Here is a 24,913-nt window from a genome sequence, read left to right as displayed (position 1 = left end):
TCTACGCCAGTCCTTGCGGGTAAAGAGACCGCATGACAGACCACAGCCCAGGCGCAAGCGTCGATCTCGTTGGACAAGCGCGCCGTTTCTCCGTTGCCCCCATGATGGACTGGACGGACCGGCATTGCCGGTACCTGCATCGGCTGCTGACGCGCGAAGCCTTGCTCTTCACCGAGATGGTCACCAGCGCCGCGGTGGTGCATGGCGATTGGCAGCGTCACCTGCGGTTTGATCCGGTCGAGCAGCCTTTAGCGCTCCAGCTTGGCGGCTCCGATCCGGCCGAGCTGGCCGCCGCTACCCGTCTTGCCGATCAAGCCGGCTTTGCCGAGATCAACCTCAATGTCGGCTGTCCCTCCGATCGCGTCCAGTCGGGGCGCTTCGGCGCCTGCCTCATGGCCGAACCCGAACTCGTCGCCGAATGCGTGCGCGCCATGCGCGAGGCGACCTCCCGGCCGGTCACCGTCAAATGCCGCATCGGCATCGACGATCAGGACACCGAGGAAAGCCTCGATCTCTTCGCCGAAACCATGCTGGCGGCTGGCGTGGCTGCTCTCTATGTGCATGCGCGTAAGGCGTGGCTCAAGGGTCTCTCGCCCAAGGAGAACCGCACGATTCCGCCGTTGGATTATCCGCGCGTCTACCGGCTGCGCCAGCGCTTGGCGCCTTTGCCGCTTTTGATCAATGGCGGCATCGACACGCTTGAGGCTGCCGAGGCGCATCTTGCCCATACCGACGGCGTCATGTTGGGGCGGGCGGCCTATCACAACCCCATGCTGCTGGCCGAGGTCGATGGTCGTTTCTTCGGGTCCGAACACAAGGCGCCGAGCCTTGAGGGGGTGATGCACGCCATGGCGGATTACGCCGAGCGCCAGCGCGCCGAAGGCGTACGTCTCAACAATGTGGCGCGTCACATGCTAGGCCTGGCCAATGGCCTCCCCGGCGCCCGCCAGTTCCGCCAGATCCTGAGTGTCGATGCCTGCAAGCCAGACGCCGATGCCCGCGTGATGTTCCGGGCGCTGGAAGCCGTGCAGCGACCCCGCTTGGCCGAGGCCAGCTAGACCTAGTCCAGCAGTTCCAGCGAATTTCGCGTGACGCTATAGCGGCTGAGCGTTTCGAGGAACGTCATGCCGAGGAGGCTCTGCTCCAGAGCCATCTCTTTTGCGACGAATGCCGTCACGCCTTCGCGCAAGATGCCGCCCACCTCGATCTGGTCAAGCCGCACCCGCGCGGCCCGACCGGTCCCATTCGCGGTCGAAACAGGAATGGAAAAGCGCAGACCGTCCGTATCAATTCCCGCGGCCTCGGCATCGGCAATGGTGAGCACTACTGCGCTGGCGCCTGTGTCGAACACCATGGGTGTGGTATGGCCGTTGATCGTGGCATTGACTTCGAAATGCCCGCTGATGCCCCGGCGGAAAACGGCGGTGCCCCGCTCGGCATCCACCATGGCGACACCGGGCTGCAATTCGCCCATGACACGCCCGGCAACACCCGTGATCTCGTCGCGATAGGCATAGGACACGGCCGCTACGCCGAAGATTCCGACCCAAAGCAAGACGCTCGTGATGAGTTCCGTGGCCCGGCGCCGCCGGGTGAAAAGCCCGCCCGCAAAGACAATCAGCAGCACCAAAAGAGGAATGAGTTGACCGGTCTGGGCCTGTGTAAGCCCAACAAGGCTGCCCGCATCCGAGCTGATGAGAAGCGCGAGCCCGACGGCGACAAGCAAGGCTATGCCGATAAAGATCATGCCATGTCCTTGCTCTTGCTTACCCTGCCGATAAAGGGATTATCGCCCCCTTTTTCAACCCGTCACCGCAGCACGAAGGGCAACAATCCCGTTAGCACTGCCAGTTCCACCAATGCTCCCAACGCACCAATCAGGTCTCCGGTTTGCCCGCCGACGAACCGTCTGCACAGAGCCGTCCAGCCGGCTATGACTATACCGGCGAGAAGAAGCGCAAGCAGCAGCGCTACAACGCTGCTGAACGGTCCTGCGAACACGAAGAGCAGCACGCCGGAAAAGACTGCGCCTACGGCGAAGTTCTGCGCCGGCAGCCGCCCGGCGGCAGCCGATGCGCCGTCCCGGCGCGCCGTGGGGAGGGCGACCGCCAGCCATAATCCGCCCGATCGTCCCCCAACACTGGCTGCAAGCCACACCGCCCCTGCTGCCAATGGATTGACCAGGGCCATCGCGCCGAGCGCAGTCACGCGCAGCAGAATGAACAGACAAAGCGCCGCAACCCCGTAACTGCCGTGGCGGCTGTCTTTCATGATCTCCAGCCGGCGCTCGGGCGTGTGGCCACCAAAGAGCCCGTCTGCTGCATCGGCAAGGGCGTCTTCGGCCATGGCACCACTGACCAGGATCATCGCCGCCACGGCTAGCGCCGCAGCGAAATAGCTCGGCAATCCCACCATCGCCCCACCCGCCAGCACCAGCGCTGGCCCAATCCCCATGGCCACGCTGGCCAGGGGCAGGGCCATGGCAATCCGGCCCAGTTCCGGCTTCTGGTGTGGCGAACTGCCGGTGGGCAGGCGCGAAAAGAAACGAAGAGCCATGATAAAGTCGGCCCACAGTCCTGCTTCCGCGGCTAGCCCGCTCCCCGCAGCAGGCTCACGCTTTTCGAGGTTCTCTGATGTGTTGGGCAGGTCGGAGTTCAATTTGCTTTTCGGTTCCCGATGAGCAACAAGTTCGCACCTTCCTAACACACCATGTCTGTCCCGCCATGCTGAACCCAGCCTATGCCGACGTCGTCGAACTGCTCACCATCTTGCCCGACGGGGACGAGGCCGCAGTTGCTGCCGTCCGCGCCCATGATGCGCAGTTGACCAAACCGGCGGGCTCGCTGGGCGTGCTGGAAGGTCTCGTTGAGTTCCTCGCACGCTGGCAGGGCCGCGCCCGCCCGCGACTCGACAATCCCATGGTGACCATCTTTGCCGCCAATCACGGCGTCACCGATCAAGGGGTCTCAGCGTTCCCGCGGGAGGTGACCGCCCAAATGGTGGCCAATTTCACCAATGGTGGCGCAGCCATCAGCCAGATTTGTGCGCTGCACGAGATCAATCTGCGCGTTTTCGAACTGGCGCTGGAACTGCCGACGGGCGACATCACCAAGGAAGCCGCACTCGACGACAAGATGTGTGCCGCCACCATCGCCTACGGCATGGAAGCAATTGCGGGCAAACCTGACCTGATCTGCCTGGGCGAAATGGGCATTGGCAATACCACCGTGGCCGCAGCCATCTACGCTGCGCTTTATGGCGGCAGTGGTGCCGACTGGGTCGGACGGGGTACCGGCGTGGACGACTCCGGCCTCTCGCGCAAGGCCGATGCAGTCGACCGGGCTCTCGCCTTCCATGCTGGTGCCCTCGACCATCCGCTGGCGATTCTCGCCCGCGTCGGGGGCCGCGAAATCGCCGCCATGCTCGGCGCGCTGATCGCCGCCCGTCACCAGAAGGTGCCGGTGATCGTCGATGGCTTTGTTGCCACGGCCGCTGCCGCCATCGCTCATGCGGTCAATCCGGCCGCCATCGATCACTGTCTGTTCGCTCACGTCTCGGCGGAGGCGGGCCATGCCCGCGCCCTGGCCGCCATGGATCAAAAAGGCCTGCTCGATCTTGGTATGCGCCTGGGTGAGGGGAGTGGCGCCGCCTTGGCGGCAGTGCTGGCCAAGACGGCCCTGCACCTCCACACCAACATGGCGACCTTCGAGAGTGCTGCCGTGAGCGGCAAGGCCGACTAGCCAGCTTCCGAATAAATCTCGAGACGGTTGCGCTTTTCCACCACCGGCGCCAGCGCATCCATGACGCGGGCGCGGGGGAAGGTGGCGATCACCTCGGTGCCAAAGCGCAGCTTGGAGAAGAGGTCGAACCGGCCCTGGTGCAGTTCCATGATCTTCTGCACGATCGGCAGCCCGAGTCCGGCGCCCTGTTCGGCGGTCTTTTGCGCCAGCGAACCCTGTCCGAATGAGGAAAGGACCGTCTGGATCTCTTCTTCGGGAATGCCGGGGCCATTGTCCTTGACCGAGATCAGCTGCCCGCCATCGGCGCTGCGTGTCACCACCAGCGTCACCTTGCCGTGCTGGGGCGTGAACTTGATGGCATTGCTCAAAAGGTTCAGCACCACCTGGCGGATGGCGCGCTCGTCGCCCCACAACCGCGGGAGGTTGTTGCTGGCATTGTAGATCAACTCGATCCCCTTGGACTTGGCGCGCAGTTCCATCATGCGGCGGCAGTCTTCGGCGATGTCGACGAGTGACACCACTTCTTCGTTGAGCTCATATTTGCCCGCCTCGATGCGGCTGAGGTCGAGCAACTCGTTGATGAGGTTTAGCAGATGCTGGCCGCTGCCGTGGATGTCCCCGGCATATTCCTTGTATTGCGGCACCTGATGGGGTCCCAGTAGCTCCGATTTCAGCACTTCGGAAAAGCCGATAATGGCATTGAGCGGAGTGCGGAGCTCATGACTCATGGTGGCCAGAAATTGCGACTTGGCGATATTGGCCTGCTCGGCATGACGCCGCGCCTCGTCCGACATCTGCCGCGCCTCTTCCAGCTCGGCGATCAGCGTGTCCTTCTCGGCCTGATGGCTGATGGTTTCGAGGGCCGAGCCGTGCAGCTGGCGGGCAAGATAGACAAAAAACAGTTCACCACAGATGGCGATAGCCGCCAGCGTGTAATTCAGCGTGCCGCCAATCACCAACAAGTTTGCCGAGACGGTAGCGGTCACGGGCATGGTGCTCATCAGCGTCGCATGCGGCAGCGATTTGGTAGCAAAGGCATTGGAAGCAACGCTCACCAGCACCATGGCGAACATCAGCGGCGTCAACGTGTCGGTGGGCGCCAAGAGGGAGAACAAGGCGATGGTGGACCAAGCGATGCCATGCACCGTCTCGCTGGCCACGAAGCTCGCGGTCCACTGCGCCGCATTGAACTTGGAACTGTCGGCAGCCTTGAAGCGGCGGGCAACGAGCGCCACCACCAAAAGGCTCAGCAACACCATGCCGGCCCATATGGTGGTGAAAACCACCGGCACCCACAGGCTCGCCACGACCGAAAGGATGACCACGATAGCGGCCAGCGGCACCGACGCCGCCAGCCGAGTATCGGCATAATCGTGCATCAGTTCGTAGTCGAAATCGGCGCGGGTACCGGAACTCGACGTCAGCTTCTGACGGGCATCGAGCACGGTTTTTTGAGCCGCACGCTTACTGTCACGCCCCATTTGAGAGCGGACGTCATCTATGACAGCCGGCTGGGAAGCCATTGAACTCTTTACTCGTTACTAAATAAGGCGAACAAAAACGCATTCGCTACGCTGCTGTAAGACAGTACCGAGGGCGTAGTTAACGGGCGGTGAAATCCTGCGGCAGAGATTGCGGAGAAGACGATGGTTTGCCGGCAGGGGCGGGGGTGCCCTCGCCGTGCTGGTGCTAGTCGGCGTGGCCATGCTCGCGGTCTGGCTTGAACCCCAGATGCCCACTATTGCCGGCGCTGCCCGGGTTGGGGACGGCGATAGCTTCCGCTTGGGCGAAGAACGCATTCGCCTCCTCGGGCTCGACGCCCCCGAACTCAACCAGGCTTGCACGGACGCAGGTGGACGCGACTGGCCGTGTGGCCGGCAGGCGCGCAACCGGCTCGCCGAGCTACTGGACTCGGGTCCAATCCACTGCCAGCCTGAGGACCGGGATCAATATGGGCGCCTCCTCGCCCGCTGCTCGCTGGGCGATCGTGACATCGGACAGCTCTTGGTCGCTGAAGGGCTCGCGGTCTCCGCTGGCGACTACGAGCGCGAGCAGGCGACCGCCAAAGCGGCGCGACGCGGCATCTGGCGGGGCGGCTTCGATCTCCCGCGCAACTGGCGTGATGAGCATCCTCGCGGGCAGGGCGGCAACGGCTGGCTCAGCCTATTTGGGTTCTAAGCGGGCGCACGCAAGATTATTGCGGAGTTCAGCACGATGTGGCACTTAGTGGGGCATAATCACCATAGATTTTGCCGTTCTGGAAAATCTCATTTCGCGGGGGCGATTTGCTTTGGACAAGATCGACAGGAAGATACTGACCCTCCTGCAGAAAGACGCGACCATGCCGGTGGCCGAAATCGGCCGCAAAGTCGGCCTCTCCACCACCCCCTGCTGGCGCCGCATCCAGAAGATGGAAGAAGACGGCGTTATTCAGCGCCGCGTTGCCGTGCTCGACCCGGTCAAGGTCAATGTCGGTGTTACGGTCTTCGTCTCGGTCAAGACCAATGAGCACAACGACGCCTGGATGCGAAAATTCGCAGGCGTAATCGACGAATTTCCGGAGGTGGTGGAATTCTACCGCATGAGCGGCGATGTCGACTATCTCATGCGTGTGGTGGTGCCCGACATCGGCGCCTACGACGCCTTCTACAAGCGCCTGATCAGCAAGATCAATCTGACCGATGTGAGCTCGGCCTTTGCCATGGGCCAGATCAAGTATACGACCGCCCTGCCGCTCGACTTCGCCCGCATTGTGGACGACGACAAATGAGCCTGCTCGGTTTCGAACATATCGGCATGACTGCCGGCGACCTTGATCGGACCATCGCCTTCTATTGCGACCTGCTGGGCTTGCGGCTGGTTTTGCGTAAGGGCCAGGCGAGCGGCGAACTGGCGTTCCTGGACGCCGGCGGCGGCATGCTGGAGATATTCTCACCCGCGGAGCCGGTTACGCCAACGCGCGATGTGCCAGCCGGTGAGGCCGGCATGCGCCACATGACGTTCGCCTTCGATGATGTCGATGCTTTGGTGGCCAAGCTCGAAGCTGCCGGCGTGCCGATCGTTGAGCGGCCGCGAGCCGCCCACAATACCGAGCTCATCCAGCGCGTCGCCTTCTGCCGGGATCCTGATGGCACCCTGGTCGAGCTGATCGAGCGCACGCCAAACCGCCGCATCTCCTAGGGTCAGGCGCGAATCGCAACGATTCGCACCGTCGCGGATTATTCGGGATCGAACTCCTTCGAGGATCCGGAGCCCTGGTGCCGATGAACGTACTTGTCGTTGAGGATGAATGGCTGACCGCCTCCGACTTTACTTCGGTGCTACGCGAAGCCAGGCACGCAATCGTTGGTCCCACCCCCTCGGTCTCGCGCGCTCTTGAGCTGCTCGACGCCAACAGGGTGGACTTTGCCCTGGTGGACTTTGAACTGCGCGGCGCCAGCGGCGCGCCGGTGATCGAGAGCCTTGAAGCCGCGCACATCCCTTATCTGATTGTTACCGGACACCCTGCCGAAGACCTGCCGGAGCGGCTGCGCGGTAGCGTCGAGAACAAGCCAATCGATGCCGCAACCCTGTTGCGCCGCATCGATGAGCTCGTCGCCGAAACCGACGAACCGGCCGAGGCCCACTAGCCCCCCGTCATGCTCATGTGCCGGCCCAGGGTGGGTTGCGGCTGGGCGCGGTCGATCACGAAGTCATGTCCCTTGGGCTTGATTAGCATGGCCCGATCGAGCGCCGCATCGAGGCCCTCCATCCCCCCGTCGCGTAGGGCATCGCGCAAATTGACCTGATCTTCCTGCCCCAGACAGAGGAACAACTGCCCCGTGGCCGTGAGGCGCACGCGATTACAACTCTCGCAGAAATTGTGGCTCATCGGCGTGATGAAGCCGAGAATGCCGCTAGTCTCGCTGACATGAACATAGCGTGCCGGCCCGCCGGTCCGCTTGTCGATCCGCGTCAGCGTATAGCGGCGGGTCAGCTTGTCATGCAGTTCACGCAAGGGCAGGTAGGTGTCGACGCGATCGATGCCCACCTCGCCCAGCGGCATGCCTTCGATGAGGGTCAGCCCCATCCCCTGGCCATGCGCCCAGGCCATCATAGGCTCGATCTCGTCTTCGTTCACCCCGGCCATGGCGACCATGTTGATCTTGAGCTCGAGCCCGGCCCCGCGCGCTGCCTCGATCCCGCTCAGCACGTCGGCCAGCCGCCCGCGCCGAGTGATGGCGGCAAAGCGCTCTGCATCAAGGGTGTCGAGCGAGACATTGATCCGGCGCACCCCGGCCCGCGCCAGCGCTTCGGCATTTTTGGCCAATTGGCTGCCATTGGTGGTCAGCGTCAGCTCGTCGAGCCCCTTGCCCAGATGCCCGCCCAGTGTCCGCACCAGGTCCATGATGTCCCGGCGCACCAGGGGCTCGCCGCCTGTCAGCCGCAGCTTGGTGGTGCCGCGCGCCACGAACGCCGCGGCGATGGTCTCGATTTCCTCGAAGCTCAGCACCTCCCGCTTGGGCAGGAAACTCATCTCCTCGGCCATGCAATAGACGCAGCGGAAATCGCATCGATCGGTGACCGAGATGCGCAGATACGAGACCGTGCGTCCAAAGCGGTCGACCAGCGGGCGGGAGAGCGGAGCATTCATTGTGCAAATCTAGCGCCTGCGGCAGGCAAATACAAAGCACCCCGAAATAAAAAGGCCGCCCAGAAAGCGGCCTTTGATCACGAAGAGGATAGGCATCTAGTGATTGACGACGATCCGGGCGCCGACCTTCACGCGCTCATAGAGGTCAACGACGTCATCATTGGTGAGGCGAATGCAGCCAGACGACACAGCTTGGCCAATTGACCAGGGTTCGGACGTGCCATGCACGCGATAGAGGGTGGAGCCGATATAAAGTGCCCGCGCACCGAGCGGATTGTCCGGCCCGCCCGGCATATAGGCCGGCAGGTCGGGGACGCGCTTGCGCATCGCCGGAGGCGGGGTCCAGCCCGGCCACTCGGCCTTGCGGGTAATGCGGTGGGTGCCCGACCAGGTGAAGCCGTCGCGGCCAACCCCGATGCCGTATTTAAGAGCCTTGCCGTCTTCCAGCACCAAATAGAGGCGGCGCTCGTCGGTTTCGATGACGATAGTGCCGGGCTGGTGCTTGGTCGCGTAGTCGACAACCTCTTTGCGGATCGGTGTGTAGCCACGCCCGCGGCTCTGCGCCACGGCGGGCTCTTCCCAGGTGTTGGTATCTGGATTGTAGACCCGCGCCGCAATGCTGGGCATCACACTGGTGGCAGCTAAGACGATCGACAGCACCAATGCTATCGCAGACTTCCACTTGAACATCAGACGACTTGGCCTCTTAAGTACAACGGACGAGGGAGACCCCCGCCGAAAGAATTCGGGTTGCTTAGACGCTTTGTGACTCGGCGAGAAGAGCGGAGACACAGATCCGACACACTTGCTCCAGCATCACTGAAATGTGTTGCCGGGAGGTTACAGTGGGTGTTCACCAATCCGTGAAACCGCCGCAGTCCCGAAGTTGACAGGCCTCTACGAGGCTGCAATTTGGCATCAAACAGGGGCAGGGGAGCCAGCATGAGCGAGGAACTGAAACGCGTCGCCGCCGAATCGGCGTTGTCCGAGCTCCAGCCAGGCATGCGCTTGGGGCTCGGCACGGGCTCGACGGCCCGCCATTTCGTCGATCTGCTCGGCCAAAAGGTCGCCGAGGGTTTCGACTGCATCTGCGTGCCGACGTCCGAAGCGACCGCTCGTCAAGCCGAGGGCCTTGGCATTCCCCTGTCCGATCTTGAAACGCTGGTGCAGCTGGACGTGACAGTCGACGGTGCCGACGAGCTCGACACCGATCTCAATCTCATCAAGGGCGGTGGTGGTGCGCTCCTGCGCGAGAAGATCGTTGCGGCCGCCTCCGACCGGATGATCGTTATCGCCGATGGCGGCAAGCTGGTCGACACGCTCGGCCGATATCCGCTGCCTATCGAGGTCAACCGCTTCGGTCTGGGCGCCACGCGCCGGGCGCTCGAGGCGGTACTGGCCAGCCATGGCGCTCAAGGTGGCCTGGAGCTCCGCCAGAGCGGGGAGGGAGACCCCTTCGTCACCGATGGCGGGCACCTCATCCTGGATGCATTTTTTGGCCGCATTTCGCAGCCAGAAGCGCTCTCGCGTGACCTGCTCGATATTGCCGGTGTGGTGCAGCATGGGCTGTTTCTGCATCTGTGTGACAGGGCTTATGTGGCCACGCCGGATGGCGTAAGAACGCTGACGAAGTAGCATTTCTCGGGACACGGATGGGGTATTCGACAATGACCGGTGTGAAGACGCGCGCGAAGGCGATGATGATGGTGGCGCTTGGCGCGGGTATGCTGGCCTTTGCAAGCCCCGCAGTGGCGCAGGAGGTGGCGCCCGACCAGTTGGCGCTGGCGCGGCAATATGTCGACCTGACCGATCGTTCGGCGGTCTACGAGGTGACCCTTGTCCAGACTGGCATCGATGCTATGCGCCAGATCATCCAGCAGAACCCCGAAATCGTCGAGCAGACTGACGCTGCCATCAGCAAGGTGCTCGAGAACTATCGTGGCCGCAAAGGCGAGCTGCTCGACCAGTTCGCGCGCATCTATGCAGTGCGCTTCACCACGGAAGAACTCCAACAGATCGTGGACTTCTACGAATCCCCGGTTGGTCAGAAGCTCGCTCAGACCAATGCAGAGGCCAATCAGGATCTCCAACGCGTCCTGCAGGTCTTCACCAACAACCTGCAGCGCGAGTTCTTCGCGCAGGTCCGCGCTGAACTGCGCGCCCAGGGTATCGAGCTCTAAATTCCTCTCAAAGAACTTGACCGGAGACCTCGCCTTGTGCGGGGTCTTTTTTTATGCGAAGCGCCTTCCCATGTTCATCGTCTATTGCCGATGAAGCCAGCAGGAGTATGCCATGACCGACTACGACCTCCTCGTTATTGGTGCCGGCTCGGGCGGCGTGCGCGCGGCGCGCATGGCGGCGACCTACGGTGCCAAGGTAGCCGTGGTCGAGGAATACCGCGTCGGCGGCACCTGCGTCATTCGCGGCTGCGTCCCCAAGAAGCTCTATGTCTATGCGGCGCGCTTCAACGACATGTTCGATGTCGCGTCGAGCTTCGGCTGGCAGGTAGACGCACGTTTTGATTGGTCGACCCTGGTCGCCAACAAGGAAAGGGAAATCACCCGGCTTGAGTCGGGCTATACCGCCAATCTCGAAAAGCCGGGCGTCGAAATCATCAAGGATCGAGCGGTCGTCACCGGCCCCAACAGCATCCATCTGGTAGGCGGCAAGCGTGATTTAACCACCCGTTACCTCTTGATCGCAACCGGCGCGCATCCTTTCATTCCACATATTCCGGGGGCGGAGTTGGGCATCACCTCCAACGAAGCCTTCGACATGGAAAAGCTGCCCCATTCGATATTGATCGAAGGCGGCGGCTATGTTGCCGTGGAGTTTGCGACCATCTTTGCTGGTCTGGGCGTCGATACGACCATCGTCTACCGGGGTGATTGCATCCTGCGCCACTTCGACGAGGACATGCGGCGGGGCCTCGAAGCCGGGCTGACGGACCGCGGCATCCGCCTCATCTACCAGACCAACGTCAATTCGCTCACTCAGGCCGGAAATGACGTCATGGCGCACTTCTCCGACGGCGTCTCGGCCCCGTTTGGCGCGGTCATGTTTGCCACCGGGCGCGTGTCCAACACGCGTGGGCTGGGCCTCGAAACTGCCGGCGTCGAACTGACGGCCGGCGGCGCCATCGCTGTTGACGCTTTTTCGCAGTCCTCCTGCCCTTCGATCTACGCAGTCGGCGACGTTACCGGACGCGCGCAACTCACCCCCGTGGCGATCCGTGAAGGCTGGTATTTCGCCGAAACCGTCTTCAACAATAATCCGCTGGCAGTCGATCACTCGCTGATCCCCACCGCGGTATTCTCCGATCCAGAGATCGGCGCCGTTGGCCTCACCGAAGCGGAGGCGGCTACCCATGGTGACATCGATGTTTACGTCGCCCGCTTCCGCCCGATGATCAACACGCTCTCGACCCGCACAGAGCGCATGATCCTCAAGCTCATCACCGAAAAGGACGGGGGTAGGGTGCTCGGTTGCCATATCCTGGGGCCCGGCGCCGCCGAGATGGCGCAGTTGGTGGCCGTGCCCATGGGCATGAAGGCCAGCAAGGCCGATTTTGATCGTGCCATGGCCCTCCACCCCAGCGCCGCCGAGGAACTGGTTACCTTCAAGAGCCCCACCTACATCTACCGCAACGGCGAAAAGCACGTCGGTTAGCCGCCTCTCCCTTTCTTTACCTCCCCCTACCAGGGGGAGGCCGGGTGGAGGCCTCAACGGCGTGCGGGGATCCGGATGGAAGGGAGGGCGCCATTCTGGCCAAGGCGGCGCTTCGGCACGCCATCGTGTCTCCTTTGCGCTTGGCAGGGGCGGCGCTGATTGCTATCTCGGCCGGGCGACACCGCGTGAGGACAAACGATGAGCACCTGGACCCCGAGTAGCTGGCGCGACAAGCCCATTTCCCAGGTGCCGGCCTATCCCGATCCGGTGGCGCTGGCAGATGCCGAGCGGCAACTCTCCACCTTTCCGCCGCTGGTCTTTGCCGGCGAGGCGCGTGACCTCAAGGGCAAGTTGGCCGCTGTTGCCCGTGGTGAGGCCTTCCTGCTCCAGGGCGGCGATTGCGCCGAGAGTTTCGCCGAGCATGGCGCCGACCACATCCGCGATTTCTTCCGCGTCTTCCTCCAGATGGCGGTGGTGCTGACCCACGGCGCCTCCAAGCCCGTGGTGAAGGTCGGTCGCGTTGCCGGCCAGTTCGCCAAGCCCCGCTCGTCGGACACCGAGACCATCGACGGGGTCGAACTCCCGAGCTATCGCGGCGATATCATCAATTCCATCGAGTTCGCCGAAGGTGCCCGCATTCCCGATCCAGATCGGCTGTTGCAGGCCTACCGGCAGTCGGCAGCGACGCTCAATCTCCTCCGCGCCTTCGCTTCGGGTGGCTACGCCGATCTCACGCGTATCCATGAGTGGACCGTCGGGTTCATGAAGGGCTCGAACTGGTTTCCCCGCTACGAGGAAGTCGCCCGCAAGATTGACGATGCCATCACCTTCATGTCCGCGCTTGGACTCACGCCCGAGAACACGCCGGCCCTGCGCCAGACCAGCTTCTTCACCAGCCATGAAGCGCTGCTCCTGGGCTACGAAGAGGCGCTGACCCGCCGCGACTCCATCACCAATGATTGGTACGCCACCTCCGGGCACATGCTCTGGATCGGTGACCGCACCCGTCAGCCCGACGCCGCCCATGTCGAGTACTTCGCCGGCATCCGGAACCCCATCGGAATCAAATGCGGCCCCTCGCTCAGCAGCGACGATCTGCTGCGCTTGCTCGATCGCCTGAACCCGACGGATGAAGCGGGCCGTATTACGCTTATCGGTCGCTTCGGCGCCGACAAGGTGCAGGACCACCTGCCGCGCCTCATCGAAACCGTCCAGCGCGCCGGCCGCACCGTCGTCTGGTGCTCAGACCCGATGCACGGCAACACCATCAAGGCGTCGACCGGCTTTAAGACCCGGCCCTTCGATCGGGTACTGTCAGAGGTGAAGTCGTTCTTCGAAGTGCACCGCGAGATGGGCACCTATGCGGGTGGTGTCCACATCGAAATGACCGGCGACGACGTCACCGAATGCGTCGGCGGCGTCGCGGCGGTTACCGAGGCCACCTTGTCGGATCGCTACCATACCTATTGCGACCCTCGTCTCAATGCCAGCCAAGCGCTCGAGCTGGCGTTTCTGGTAGCCGAAGAGGTGCATGCACAAAAGCCGCCCCACCAGAACCGGATTGCCGGGGAGTAGAAAACGCTGCGTTTTAAGCAGGTTACAGCTACCACGACTGTGCTATGCTATGGCGCTCCGTCGTCCAAACTGACAGAGTGATGCATGCCCAAATCGCTGTTTCCTGCAGCTAGTCCGGAGCGCCGTGCGCAGCTTGAGTGCGACCCAACTCTGAAGCTGCTCAACGACTATGATTGGACGGCCAATCCACTTGGTCCCATCCCCGCCTGGCCTGAAAGCCTGCGCGGTGCCGTGCGCGTCATGATGATCTCTACCACGCCCATGGCGATGATGATCGGCGAGGCGGGTATCCTCGTCTACAACAATGCCTATGCAGATTTCGCCGGTGCCCGGCATCCCAAGATATTCGGCATGCCGGCGAGCGAAGCCTGGCCGGAAGTGACCGAATTCATTCAGGAAAAGATGGCGGCTGGGCTGCTTGGCGAGAGCCAGATCCTGCATGATCAGGAACTAGTACTTGATCGGTTCGGTCAGCCTGAATCTGTATGGATGAACCTACACTACAGCCCGGTGCTGGACGAAGCGGGGGAGCCCATCGGCACCCTCACCATCGTGCATGAAACAACAGACCGTGTCATGGCTGAGCGGGCGCTGGCGCGTAGCGAGGAGCGGCTTTCCCTTGCGTTGAGCGGAACCAGCTTGGTCGGCACCTGGGACTGGGACGTCGCAAACGACCTTGTCACTGCTGACGACCGGTTTGCCGAACTCTACAATCTGGATCCGCTGCGAGCCGGCCTCGGTGTGCCCCTGAACGACTTCACTCAAGCTATTCACCCCGATGACCGGGTTCGGGTGCGCGAGGAGATTACCGCGAGCCTGGAGCGGGCGGAGCCTTTTCGGTCGCAATATCGGCTCGTCGGTGAAGACGGTCAGATCCGCTGGGTCGTCGCGTCCGGTCGTCCTCGCACCGACGGGGCGGGGGTGGTGCAGCGTTTCCCCGGTGTGGTCATCGACATCACCGAGCAGCGCCGCGTCACCGAAGCGCTGGCCGAAAGCGAGTTGCGCTTTCGCACACTTGCCGACACTATGCCGCAAATGGTCTGGTCGACCACTGCCGACGGAGCCCACGACTACTACAACGCGCGCTGGTATGAGTTCACCGGCGTTCCGGTTGGTTCGACGGACGGAGAGGGCTGGAACGGGATGTTCCACCCGGAAGATCAGGACCGCGCTTGGGCCGTTTGGCAACACTGCCTCGATACGGGCGAGCCTTACAACATAGAATATCGCCTGCGGCACCATTCGGGCGAGTACCGTTGGACGCTTGGTCGCGCCCTGCCGGTGCATGATGAGAGTGGCGCGATAATTCGTTGGTTCGGCACCTGCACCGATATTCACGAAACCAAGGTGGCCGCTGAAGAGCGCGAGTTGATCGCTCAGGAATTGAGCCACCGCATCAAGAACATCTTTGCGGTCCTAACCGGCATCATTGGTCTGTCGGCCCGCAATCGCCCCGAGACCAAACCCTTCGCAGACGATCTACGGCAGCGCATCTATGCCTTAGGCGAAGCCCACGACTTCGTGCGCCCGCATAGCAATGTTTCGCGCCCGCCCGAAAACCAGGGATCCCTCAAGGCACTAATTGCCCGTCTCCTACGGGCCTATGACAATGATGATACGCGCGATCGGCTCGAATACCACGGTGACGACGCCGAGATCGATGACGCGGCCGCGACACCGTTGGCCTTGCTCTTTCATGAATTGGGTACGAACGCCGCCAAGTACGGCGCCTTGTCAAAGGCGGAAGGCCGTGTGGTCCTGACCGGACGCCTGGCAGACGGCCGACTCCATCTCACTTGGAAGGAGATGGATGGTCCAGCGGTGGCAGAGGGTGTCGGCGGTGATGGCTTCGGTACGCGGCTTGTAGCCCTTAGCGTGGAAGGGCAGTTGCGCGGCAAGCTTGAGCGGTTCTGGGAAGCGGATGGGCTGCGCCTCGAAATCGACCTGCCGATCGTCAACCTTCGGCGCTCGGCGCGCCTGCGGCAGATCGCCGATCAGGCCCAGCTCTAAAGTCTGGTTTGGCTAAACCACGGCAGCTGCCATATCGCTGCTGTCGCCCCAAAGGCGCATGCGACGCGGTGGGGCGGCCTCGGCGGCCTCACGGCGAGCCACGGCGTAGGCCAGGGCCGAGCGGAGTTCCGCATCGGTTGCTGGCTTAGGTAGAACGCCAAGGGTGCCTGGAATGCCATCGCCCAGCTGACCCGGATTGGCCGTCATGAACAGCACGGTAACACCATGCGTCTGGGCGAGGATGCGGCCGATATCAATGCCGGTGGGGCCGTCCTGAAGGTTGAGGTCCACCAAAGCGACATCGGTGGCGCTGGCGCGTGCCAAAGCCGAGCCCTGATCAAAGGCTATGCCGATAGGTTCGTGGCCCATCTCCTCGATCACATGCTCGATTTCGGTGGCGACGAAAATCTCGTCTTCAACGACCAGTATTCTACACGTCATACTCACAACTCTTTATCGCACTCGGCCTTCTGGCTTAGCGGAGACAACTCCCCATTGGCTGAAGGGTTGCCGCCGCGGGCGCTAGTTCGCGCGCTTGTTACCAGAACCTGCAATCTTCAAGTTACCAAACCCCCAACATTTATCCGTTCTTTGTGCTTAGCGGAACATTAACCCTAAACAGGCGATACCTTTCTTCACTGTCATTGCGTATCCGGAGAACCAAATGCAGCGTGTTCTGCTTGGCGTCACCCTCGTGCTCTGCACCACCGCGTCAGTCTTCTCCGCGGATTACCCCATCTTGCGGCCCTCCTACGAGCCGGGCTGGGAAGTCAATTCCGAAGAATCCCTGCGCTTCGAAGCGGGCCTGCGTTATTGGTATGCGTGGTCAAAGCATGAGCATGAGCTTTCTGGCAGGAGCGAGAGCATCGACTCCACCTCCCACATCGGCGAAGCTTTCGCCCGTGTGGAAGATGACTACACCCGCTCTTACGTGGAAGCTTACGGCGGCTATGGGATCGCTCACGACGGCACCTACAACATCAACGGCGGATCTAACCTGGACCTACCTGCAGTCCGGCTAGGCTATGTAGGCGCCGACTTTGCCTGGCTCGCCTTCGGCAATGGAGCGGGCGGGCTTGGCCCGGTGGTCGGGTATCAGTACACGAATGATTCACCAGACACGGGCCGGTTCAACTTTACCACTGCGCAATCGTCTTCCGACATCGCTTGGTCCAGTTCGACCGGAGAATGGACCGTTGGTGGCAACAGCGAAGTCAACAATTTCGACATCCACGCGCTGAAGCTGGGTCTGGCTGGCAAGGTCGACGCGGGTGCGTTCGATATCAGCGGTGAGGTAACCTCAACACCCTATGCGTGGGTGAACGGCTCCTATGGTGCTTACGGGCTCCGGCCCGGAGGTGAGAACGACCTTATTCAACAGGCCTCCGTCACCAGCATCAATGGCTTTGGCTATGGAGTCGGCGGCAAGGCCATGATCGGGTTCAATCCCACAGACAACTTTACGGTCAGGGTTGGCGGACGAGCGTCCTACCTGCAGGGCGCCTACAACGCGACCTTCGATGAGGCGGTAATCACTCCGCCGGCGCTCAACGCCGACGGCACCGAGTACACTGCGCCTACACTCGCCCGTCAGAAATACGTACTCGAAGACAATCCCTTCTCCATGCTCCGCTACGGTCTGCTTCTCGAGGTCGCCGGCCGTTTCTAGGATCATCCCATCGCCGTCAGCTGTCCGCTTGCCCTCTCCAGGGTGAGCGGATAAGTCTTGCGCGCGTCAGGCCCTCCGCTGCCGGCATTCCCTATTCATCAAGGCAGCTCAGCCGTGACAGACCGCCTCCGTATTGCGCTCGCCCAGCTCAATCCCAAAGTGGGCGATCTCGTGGGCAATCTCGCGCTTGCTCGTCAGGCGCTCAAGGATGCTGAGGCTGCGAACGCCGACATCCTCATGTTCTCCGAGCTTTTTCTCACCGGCTACTTCCCGGACGATCTGCTCTTCAAGCCCCAATTCGTCGCCGATGCCATTGCCGCAGCGCACGCAATGGTTGCTGAAACGGCCCGAACCGATTTGGTCATTGTGCTTCCCTCCATCTGGCAGGACAGCAATGGCCTCCACAATGCGGTGATCGTCGCTGAGCGTGGCACGGTTATTGCGGTCCGGTTCAAGCGCGACCTGCCCAACAGCGACGTTTTTTACGAAAAGCGGTACTTCAACCCCGGCCCGCTGCCAGAGCCTGTCACGATCAAGGGCGTCTCGGTTGGCATTCCCATCTGCGAGGACATCTGGCATCAGTCGGTCTGCGAGCACCTCGCCATGAGTGGTGCCGAGATCCTGCTGTGCCCCAATGGGTCACCCTATTGGCGTGATAAGCAGCACACCCGCAAAAATCTCGTCCGCGCGCGGACCGCCGAGGACGACATCCCGCTGCTCTACCTCAATCAGGTGGGTGGCCAGGATGAACTGGTCTATGACGGCGCTTCCTTCGGCATGGAGCCGGGCGACAAGCTAGTCTTCCAGGGCAAGTCTTTCGAGAGCGATTTCATTCTCACCGATTGGGAACGGGTCGACGACCGCTGGACCTGTGTGAACGGTACTGTCACCGAACTACCCTCAGTCGACGAAGCGCCTTGGCGTGCTTGCGTGCTGGGCCTGCGCGACTACGTGCACAAGAACGGTTTCAGCCAGGTGGTGCTTGGCCTCTCTGGTGGGATCGATAGCGCTGTGGTTGCCGCCATGGCGGTCGATGCATTGGGGGCGGAAAACGTCCACTGCGTCATGCTGCCCTATCGGTATACCTCCGAGGCAAGCATCAAGGACGCCAAGGAATGCGCGGACCTGCTTGGCGTACGCTATGATGTCGTCTCCATCGGCAATCCCGTCGACGCCGCGCTCCAGGAACTCGCGCCCCTCTTCGCTGATCGCCCGCAGGATCTGACCGAGGAAAATATCCAGTCGCGAATGCGCGGCGTGGTGCTGATGGCGCTGTCCAACAAGCTTGGCTCCATGCTGCTGACTACGGGTAACAAGAGCGAAATGGCCGTCGGCTACGCGACGATCTATGGGGACATGAACGGCGGCTACAATCCGCTCAAGGACATGTTCAAGATGGAAGTCTATCACCTCGCACGCTGGCGTAATGCCAATATGCCGGGCGATTGCCACGGACCCGCTGGCCAGGTGATCCCGCAGAACATTATCGACAAGGCGCCCAGCGCCGAACTGCGCCCCGACCAGACCGACCAGGACAGCCTGCCGCCTTATCCGGTGCTCGACGCCATCCTCACTGCCATGGTCGAGGAGGAACAGTCGATCGCCGAAATCGTCGACCAAGGTTTCGACGGCGCGCTGGTGCGCCGTATCGAAAAGCTCCTCAACATTGCCGAATACAAGCGCCGCCAATCGGCGCCCGGTCCCAAACTATCGCTGCGCGCCTTTGGCCTGGGCCGGCGTTACCCCATCACCAATGGCTACAAAGACGGGACAGTCGGATGATTGCTGTACGCTGGGCGCCATCGCCCACCGGTCGCATCCACATTGGCAATGCGCGCCCTGCATTGCTCAACTGGTTCTATGCCCGCCGCAATGGCGGCCGCTACGTGCTGCGCATGGACGATACCGATCTAGCGCGCTCCACCCGCGAATTCGCGGACGGCATCGAGGTCGACCTGGCTTGGCTGGGTGTCCGGTCCGACCTGCTGGTGCGCCAGTCCGAACGCACCGCGCTCTACGATGCAGCCCGTGACCGGCTGATCGCCGCCGGCCGGCTCTATCCCTGCTACGAAACCGAGGATGAGCTCGACCGCCGTCGCAAGCGCGCCCGCGCCATGGGCAAGCCCCCCATCTATGACCGTGCGGCCCTCAAGCTGACCGACGAAGACCGGGCGCGCCTCGAAGCGGAGGGCCGCAAGCCCCATTGGCGCTTCAAGCTCGATGGCCGTCCCGTCCAGTTCGAGGACCTCATCAAGGGCTCGCAGACCGTCAATACGGCGTCCATGTCCGATCCCGTCCTGGTGCGCGAGGATGGCTCGTACCTTTATACGCTCCCCTCGGTGGTCGACGACATTGATCTCGGCATCACCCACGTGATCCGGGGCGAAGACCATGTCTCCAACACCGGCACGCAGATCGAGATCTTCGAAGCGCTGGGTGGAACAGTGCCCACCTTTGCCCACCACAATCTCCTGACCGATGCGGAAGGGCAGGGCTTCTCCAAGCGCCTGGGCTCCCAATCCATCACGGATTTCCGTGAAGCGGGTTACGAGCCTCTCGCCATCGCCATCATGGCCACGCTCACCGGCACCAGCCTCTCGGTCGAACCCTACGCTTCGCTCGAAGATATTGCGGCGCGGCTCGACTTCTCGATGATCTCGCACGGACCGGCGCGTTTCGATCCGGCCGAGCTTGACACCCTCAATGCACGGCTCCTCCACGCCATGTCGTATGAGCAGGTGCTGCCGCGCCTTGCTGCGGTAGGGCTGGACAACGAAGCGCTCTGGCTGGCGCTGCGTGATAACCTGGTCAAATTCGACGACATCGTGCAATGGGCCATGCTCGTGCGTGGTCCCGTCGAACCGGTCGTTGCCGAAGAAGATCGCGAATTTCTCGCAACTGCCCGCGAGCTTCTGCCCCCGGAACCCTGGACCGACCAGACCTGGGGGGAGTGGACCAACGCCCTCAAGGGTGCGACCAGCCGCAAGGGCAAGCCGTTGTTCCTGCCTCTTCGGCTGGCGCTGACGGGCCGCCACGATGGCCCCGAGCTTAAGTCCCTGCTTCCACTGGTTGGGCGTAAGGCGTGTCTGGACCGACTACCCTGACGGTCTTGTTGCCGAACTGAACTAGCCGCAGGCTGTTGTCCACGCCCGCTGCGACGGCGGGTCGGGTGACTGGGGTTTCGCCAGGGCCGGCTGGCCGCGGGCGTGGCAGCGGCACGGAGACGAGGTTTGCAACCTCCAGCGGTGCTTCGATCGGCGCCACGGCTGCCGGCATCTGCCCCCGCGGATCCCGCAGCGGCATCGGAAAACTCACGCCCGCCACCTCGATCATCGCGCGGGTTTTGCCATCTTCGCTGCGCGCCACCGTCACCTTGCCGTCGGACTGCGGCTGCGCCTGACAGCTGGCGTCTTTGTCAAACGCCTCGCGGAAGCGGAAGGCATTCGGCAAAGCGGTGTAGGCATTGCCATAGACGTTTCGCATCTGCTCGGGTTCTTGCCCTGGATTGTCGTAGAAATAGAGCTGTACTTCCGTATTGGGACACATCGCCTGACATTGCTGGGCATCGTTCATCACATAGTCCTGCAGCGTCGCGTAGCTGATCGGCCAGAAGAAGCCATCACTGAGGCGAACGCAGAGGGTCCGGATTGTCTGATATCCTTGGTAGCCCCAGTAATCGCCACCATCCACCATCTGGCCATCAGTGAAATCGCCTTCCGAAGTCGTGCCGAAGACGCGGTCGAACACGCTCTGCCGGTCATTGGAGAAGGTGGCGCTAGAGCCCCGGTCGACGCCACACCCAAAGCGGGCGAGCTCCTGGAGAATAGCTTCGCGCTGGCCTGCCACGGCGTTCGCCGTGTCTACCGCCTCTGCCACGCGGGCATATTCGGCGCGCAGATCAAGAACGTTGCGGCCGATCTGCTGGCACTGCGGGGTTAGCGTTCGCCCCGCTCGTGCGGCGTCATTGCAGCCATCGCGAATATAGCGGCTTTCGGCGGCCTGCACCTGCTGCGCGAGCTGGCGGGCAGCCTGCGAGTTACCGCCCAGCTGCTGGAATTCCGCATTGCGATCGAATTGCCGCAACGCCCCTTCGAGCCGCCCGCATTGGGCGGACTGTGCATAGGCCGTGTTTACGTCAAGCAACAGACAGATCGCCGAGAGCATTAGGAGCACGAGCGATCGCGCGTTGATTCTGCTCAAAGTCACCACTACCAAAATTCCAGTTTCGCAAAGGGGCTGGTCCTTTAGGATCGTTAGAACCAACCGTGACACTATAGGGGCAGCGTTCTACCCGTGGTAGCGCTGCGGTGTCACACAACAAAAGAGATTGCGCCGATGTATCTGGCAACCCTGCACAATGGCCGGCCCGACGGGCACCTCGTCGTTGTCTCCACAGATTTGAGCCGCTGTGTCAGCGCAGGCCGGATAGCGCCTTCCTTACAGTCTGCGCTGGATGACTGGAGTACCCATGCGCCGCAACTGGCGGCCCTCAGCCGTCAGCTGGAGGCTCGCGATATCGCCGGCCAGAAGTTCGTGCCAGCCGATACTCTCGCCCCGCTACCGCGCGCCTATCAATGGATCGATGGCTCCGGCTACCTCAGTCATCTCGAACGCGTGCGCAGTCTCAAGGGCAGCAAGGATGAGGAGCTGCAGTCGGTTCGCCCACTGCTCTACCAAGGCGGTTCCGACTCGCTCCTCGCGCCAACTGCTCCCATCATGATCCCGGAAGCCGATCTCGCGCTGGACTTCGAGGCGGAAGTTGCCGTGATCATCGGGCCGGTGCCCATGCGTCCCACCCGCGAACAGGCCGCTGCCGCCATTCGCCTCGTCACCGTCTGCAACGACGTTTCCCTACGCCGGCTGGTGGTCGATGATCTGCAGAATGGCTTCGGGTTCTTTCACGCCAAGCCTTCCACCGCCTTTGCGCCAGTTGTGGCGACGCCCGACACCCTTGGTGATGCTTGGCGCGACAACCGCCTCCACTTGCCTGTGCGCATCACCGTCAATGACGCGCTTTACGGCCAGCCCAATGCCGGCACCGACATGCATTTCGACTTCGTCGACATCATCGTTGAAGCTGCACGTACGCGGCCGCTTGGCGCCGGCACGATTATCGGCGGCGGCACGATCTCCAACCGCCACGATGAAAGCCTGCCAATCAAGCGCGATGGCACTGGCTTCGCCTGCATTGCCGAAGCGCGCACAGTCGAGAAGATTAAGTATGGTCGCGCTCGCACCGCCTTTCTGCAGCCTGGCGACACTGTCCGCATTGCGGCGATTGGTCAGAATGGCCAACCGGTCTTTGGCGAAATCGCCCAGACTGTCAGACTGCTATAAAGGTTTGGCGGCGTTGGTAACATTCCCGTGTACTGATTGGGACTGTCACAACCTCGTGCAACTCTGATCCCACGGGCGTTGGGACGCTCGCCAAAGCAAAGCACGTTGAGGGCGCAATCCATGTCGATCAGGAAGTTCACCGCCTTGGCCTTGGCAGGCATGATAGCTGCCGTCGGCAGTGGCGTCGTTGCACAGGACGATTTCACCCCGCCAGAAACGGCAGAAGAGGCAGTTGAGCTGCGCCAGGCCACTATGCGTGAGAATGGCGGCATCGTGCGCTCCGCAAGCGGTCTCTCGGGAGACGAGGCGGCGGCCGCGATGCAGACGCTCCTCACCAACTTCACCCACATTCCAGCACTCTTTCCGGAAGGCTCGATCGTCGGTGACAGCGAAGCGCTGCCTGCAATCTGGGAAAACTGGGAGGAATTTGTCGCCATTACGGATGCCGGCAGGGCTGCCGCCGAAGAGGGCCTGGCCGCGGCACAAGCCGGCGACACTCAAGGCTACACGGCAGCGCTCAAGTCAGTCAGCCAGACGTGCGGCACGTGTCATCAGCAATTTCGGGCCGAATAGCCCAGCTCAGTTCTACATCGCCTCCAAAGCGATTGGGCGGCCTTCGGGCCGCCCTTTTTTCTTTTCGGCTTGATTTCTCCTAGGCGCAGCGGCAATGTCCCAACTCATGAAGACCTTTGCCATCATCACCGGCTGCATTATTACCTGCTAACCCTTTGTTGGTGGGCGGTCTTCTTCATCCCGATAGTTCTGATACCGAAGAGCCGCCCGCCGCTCCACTCCGCACGGCCAGAAAGCGCTTCGATGACCTCCGGAACCCCGCAGCTTAAGCTCTACAATACGCTCACCCGCACCAAGGAGCCGTTCGCGCCTTTGGATGCTGGCAATGTGCGCATGTATGTCTGCGGCCCGACCGTCTACGATTTTGCCCATATCGGCAACGCCCGGCCCGTGATCGTTTTCGACGTGCTGTTCCGCCTGCTGCGTCATCTCCACGGCGCTGAGCAGGTGACCTATGTCCGCAACATCACCGACGTCGACGACAAGATTAACGCACGCGCTGCCCGGGACTTCCCCGATCTGCCGCTCAATGATGCCATCCGCCAAGTGACGGAAAAAACTGCTGCGCAGTTCCTCGCCGATGCCAAGGCGCTGGGTACGCTCGAACCCAATTTTCAGCCGCGGGCCACCGACTTCGTCCTGCCACGACCCGATGGCAAGCCGGACATGGTGAACCTGATCCAGTCGCTCATAGCCAAAGGCCACGCCTACGAAGCCAATGGCGAAGTGCTCTTTGATGTTACGTCCATGGCTGACTACGGGCAGCTCTCGGGCCGCAACCTGGAGGACAATCTGGCCGGCGCCCGCATCGCTGTGGAAACACACAAGAAGAACGCTGCCGACTTCGTGCTCTGGAAGCAGTCTTCGCCCGACGAGCCGGGCTGGGACAGCCCCTGGGGCAGGGGGCGTCCGGGCTGGCACATCGAATGCTCGGCCATGAGCGCTGCCTATCTGGGTGAAGTGTTCGACATCCATGGCGGGGGGCTGGACCTCATCTTCCCCCATCATGAAAACGAGATTGCTCAATCCCGTTGCGCCCACGGGACGCCTGCCATGGCAAAGGTTTGGATGCACAACGGTTTTCTGCAGGTCGAAGGCCAGAAGATGTCCAAAAGCCTGGGCAACTTCGTTACCATTCACGACCTGCTCGAAACCGACAAGTTCGGCGGCCGCAAATGGCCCGGCGAAGTCCTGCGTCTTGCCATGCTGATGACCCACTACCGCGAGCCCATCGACTTTTCAGTCCGGCGTCTGGAGGAGGCGGCGATCCTTCTGGAAAAATGGGAGCGCTTTGCTGCGGATGTGGTGCCGGCAAGCACACCCGAAGCAGAGTCACTTACGCGCTTGCTGGAGGATCTCGACACCCCCGGAGCCATTGCCCGGATGCATAGCCTTATCGTCGATGAAGGCCGTGCCGCCGAAGGCCTGGCGTTGGCCGACCTCCTCGGCGTCAAGATCGTCCGCAGCCTTGCCGCCGATCCCGAAGTCGAGGCCAAGATCGCTAGCCGCCTCGCCGCCCTTGCAAGTAAAGACTTCGCCGGCGCCGACGCCATTCGCACCGACCTCGCCGAACGGGGCATCAGTCTCCTCGACTACAAGGACGAGAATGGCAACCGCCAGACCAAATGGGAAATGAAGCGGTGACCCCCCAGTCCCCCTCATCCGGCGCTCCGCACCACCTTCTCCCCCAAGGGGAGAAGGTGGTAG

General features: G+C 62.1%; 24 protein-coding genes. 17 read left to right on the top strand and 7 right to left on the bottom strand.

Annotated features, from left to right (window positions below; all coding sequences use genetic code 11):
* Positions 1-32: 32 nt before the first annotated feature.
* On the top strand, positions 33-1,058 hold the full coding sequence (gene dusA / locus QOV41_RS15130) for a tRNA dihydrouridine(20/20a) synthase DusA (protein WP_284577629.1): 1,026 nt from the start codon (positions 33-35) through the stop codon (positions 1,056-1,058).
* Between the two features lie 2 nt (positions 1,059-1,060).
* Here dusA and QOV41_RS15125 read toward each other — a convergent pair whose 3' ends face one another.
* Complete coding sequence (locus QOV41_RS15125; RefSeq protein ID WP_284577628.1) at positions 1,061-1,747, bottom strand: retropepsin-like aspartic protease family protein; 687 nt, start codon at positions 1,745-1,747, stop codon at positions 1,061-1,063.
* A gap of 62 nt (positions 1,748-1,809) precedes the next feature.
* Complete coding sequence (locus QOV41_RS15120) at positions 1,810-2,658, bottom strand: adenosylcobinamide-GDP ribazoletransferase (RefSeq protein WP_284577627.1); 849 nt, start codon at positions 2,656-2,658, stop codon at positions 1,810-1,812.
* A gap of 65 nt (positions 2,659-2,723) precedes the next feature.
* Between QOV41_RS15120 and cobT the strand changes: the two genes are divergently transcribed.
* The gene (gene cobT / locus QOV41_RS15115) at positions 2,724-3,740 is read left to right on the top strand and encodes a nicotinate-nucleotide--dimethylbenzimidazole phosphoribosyltransferase (protein ID WP_284577626.1); all 1,017 of its coding nucleotides are present in this window, start codon (positions 2,724-2,726) and stop codon (positions 3,738-3,740) included.
* Here cobT and QOV41_RS15110 read toward each other — a convergent pair.
* Complete coding sequence (locus QOV41_RS15110; RefSeq protein ID WP_284577625.1) at positions 3,737-5,221, bottom strand: sensor histidine kinase; 1,485 nt, start codon at positions 5,219-5,221, stop codon at positions 3,737-3,739. The two genes, cobT and QOV41_RS15110, sit on opposite strands and share 4 nt — an antisense overlap.
* A 199-nt stretch (positions 5,222-5,420) precedes the next feature.
* Here QOV41_RS15110 and QOV41_RS15105 point away from each other — a divergent pair, with 199 nt between their 5' ends.
* From QOV41_RS15105 to QOV41_RS15090, 4 genes are all read left to right on the top strand, one after another.
* On the top strand, positions 5,421-5,918 hold the full coding sequence (locus QOV41_RS15105) for a thermonuclease family protein (RefSeq protein WP_284577624.1): 498 nt from the start codon (positions 5,421-5,423) through the stop codon (positions 5,916-5,918).
* Between the two features lie 112 nt (positions 5,919-6,030).
* Positions 6,031-6,510, top strand: a complete 480-nt coding sequence (locus QOV41_RS15100) for an Lrp/AsnC family transcriptional regulator (protein ID WP_284577623.1) — start codon at positions 6,031-6,033, stop codon at positions 6,508-6,510.
* Entirely contained in the window at positions 6,507-6,920 is a 414-nt protein-coding gene (locus QOV41_RS15095) for a VOC family protein (RefSeq protein ID WP_284577622.1), read from the top strand. The genes QOV41_RS15100 and QOV41_RS15095 overlap by 4 nt, the downstream gene beginning before the upstream one ends.
* A gap of 83 nt (positions 6,921-7,003) precedes the next feature.
* Positions 7,004-7,369 (top strand): response regulator, encoded by a 366-nt coding sequence (locus tag QOV41_RS15090; protein ID WP_284577621.1) that lies wholly within the window; start codon positions 7,004-7,006, stop codon positions 7,367-7,369.
* On the opposite strand, the gene moaA is transcribed toward QOV41_RS15090, so the two are convergent.
* The gene (moaA, locus tag QOV41_RS15085) at positions 7,366-8,373 is read right to left on the bottom strand and encodes a GTP 3',8-cyclase MoaA (RefSeq protein ID WP_284577620.1); all 1,008 of its coding nucleotides are present in this window, start codon (positions 8,371-8,373) and stop codon (positions 7,366-7,368) included. The genes QOV41_RS15090 and moaA overlap by 4 nt on opposite strands.
* Before the next feature lie 96 nt (positions 8,374-8,469).
* The gene (locus QOV41_RS15080; protein ID WP_284577619.1) at positions 8,470-9,063 is read right to left on the bottom strand and encodes a L,D-transpeptidase; all 594 of its coding nucleotides are present in this window, start codon (positions 9,061-9,063) and stop codon (positions 8,470-8,472) included.
* Positions 9,064-9,315: 252 nt separating this feature from the next.
* On the opposite strand from QOV41_RS15080, the gene rpiA reads away from it, so the two are divergent.
* The 5 genes from rpiA to QOV41_RS15055 all read left to right on the top strand — a co-directional run bounded on the left by rpiA (position 9,316) and on the right by QOV41_RS15055 (position 15,627).
* Positions 9,316-10,008, top strand: a complete 693-nt coding sequence (rpiA, locus tag QOV41_RS15075; RefSeq protein WP_284577618.1) for a ribose-5-phosphate isomerase RpiA — start codon at positions 9,316-9,318, stop codon at positions 10,006-10,008.
* A gap of 32 nt (positions 10,009-10,040) precedes the next feature.
* Positions 10,041-10,553: a DUF2059 domain-containing protein gene (locus tag QOV41_RS15070; protein ID WP_284577617.1), complete on the top strand. Its 513-nt coding sequence runs from the start codon at positions 10,041-10,043 to the stop codon at positions 10,551-10,553.
* A gap of 112 nt (positions 10,554-10,665) precedes the next feature.
* Positions 10,666-12,042 (top strand): glutathione-disulfide reductase, encoded by a 1,377-nt coding sequence (gene gorA, locus QOV41_RS15065; protein ID WP_284577616.1) that lies wholly within the window; start codon positions 10,666-10,668, stop codon positions 12,040-12,042.
* Between the two features lie 198 nt (positions 12,043-12,240).
* The gene (locus QOV41_RS15060; protein WP_284577615.1) at positions 12,241-13,617 is read left to right on the top strand and encodes a class II 3-deoxy-7-phosphoheptulonate synthase; all 1,377 of its coding nucleotides are present in this window, start codon (positions 12,241-12,243) and stop codon (positions 13,615-13,617) included.
* A gap of 84 nt (positions 13,618-13,701) precedes the next feature.
* Positions 13,702-15,627 carry a PAS domain-containing protein gene (locus QOV41_RS15055; protein ID WP_284577614.1) on the top strand — a complete coding sequence of 642 codons (1,926 nt, stop codon included), beginning with the start codon at positions 13,702-13,704 and terminating at the stop codon, positions 15,625-15,627.
* Positions 15,628-15,639: 12 nt separating this feature from the next.
* Here the strand turns inward: QOV41_RS15055 and QOV41_RS15050 are convergent, their stop codons facing one another.
* Positions 15,640-16,068, bottom strand: a complete 429-nt coding sequence (locus QOV41_RS15050) for a response regulator (RefSeq protein WP_284577613.1) — start codon at positions 16,066-16,068, stop codon at positions 15,640-15,642.
* Between the two features lie 223 nt (positions 16,069-16,291).
* Here QOV41_RS15050 and QOV41_RS15045 point away from each other — a divergent pair, with 223 nt between their 5' ends.
* The 3 genes from QOV41_RS15045 (at position 16,292) to gltX (ending at position 20,400) form a co-directional block, all read left to right on the top strand.
* On the top strand, positions 16,292-17,296 hold the full coding sequence (locus QOV41_RS15045; protein ID WP_284577612.1) for a hypothetical protein: 1,005 nt from the start codon (positions 16,292-16,294) through the stop codon (positions 17,294-17,296).
* Positions 17,297-17,410: 114 nt separating this feature from the next.
* Positions 17,411-19,078, top strand: coding sequence for an NAD+ synthase (locus QOV41_RS15040; protein ID WP_284577611.1), 1,668 nt, complete (start codon positions 17,411-17,413; stop codon positions 19,076-19,078).
* On the top strand, positions 19,075-20,400 hold the full coding sequence (gltX, locus tag QOV41_RS15035) for a glutamate--tRNA ligase (protein WP_284577610.1): 1,326 nt from the start codon (positions 19,075-19,077) through the stop codon (positions 20,398-20,400). Before QOV41_RS15040 ends, gltX begins: the two co-directional genes overlap by 4 nt.
* Here gltX and QOV41_RS15030 read toward each other — a convergent pair.
* A complete protein-coding gene (locus QOV41_RS15030; protein WP_284577609.1) occupies positions 20,345-21,496 on the bottom strand; it encodes a DUF2865 domain-containing protein in 1,152 nt (383 codons plus the stop codon). The genes gltX and QOV41_RS15030 overlap by 56 nt on opposite strands.
* 135 nt (positions 21,497-21,631) lie before the next feature.
* Here QOV41_RS15030 and QOV41_RS15025 point away from each other — a divergent pair, with 135 nt between their 5' ends.
* The 3 genes from QOV41_RS15025 (at position 21,632) to cysS (ending at position 24,850) form a co-directional block, all read left to right on the top strand.
* Positions 21,632-22,633 carry a fumarylacetoacetate hydrolase family protein gene (locus QOV41_RS15025; protein WP_284577608.1) on the top strand — a complete coding sequence of 334 codons (1,002 nt, stop codon included), beginning with the start codon at positions 21,632-21,634 and terminating at the stop codon, positions 22,631-22,633.
* A 120-nt stretch (positions 22,634-22,753) separates the two neighbouring features.
* A complete protein-coding gene (locus tag QOV41_RS15020) occupies positions 22,754-23,206 on the top strand; it encodes a c-type cytochrome (RefSeq protein ID WP_284577607.1) in 453 nt (150 codons plus the stop codon).
* Positions 23,207-23,449: 243 nt separating this feature from the next.
* Entirely contained in the window at positions 23,450-24,850 is a 1,401-nt protein-coding gene (gene cysS, locus QOV41_RS15015) for a cysteine--tRNA ligase (protein ID WP_284577606.1), read from the top strand.
* Positions 24,851-24,913: the final 63 nt, after the last annotated feature.

The sequence above is a fragment of the Devosia sp. RR2S18 genome (genome assembly GCF_030177755.1).
Lineage (GTDB): Bacteria > Pseudomonadota > Alphaproteobacteria > Rhizobiales > Devosiaceae > Devosia > Devosia rhizosphaerae.
Note: the sequence above shows the minus strand (reverse complement) of the source record. Positions and strands in the feature narration are given on the sequence as shown.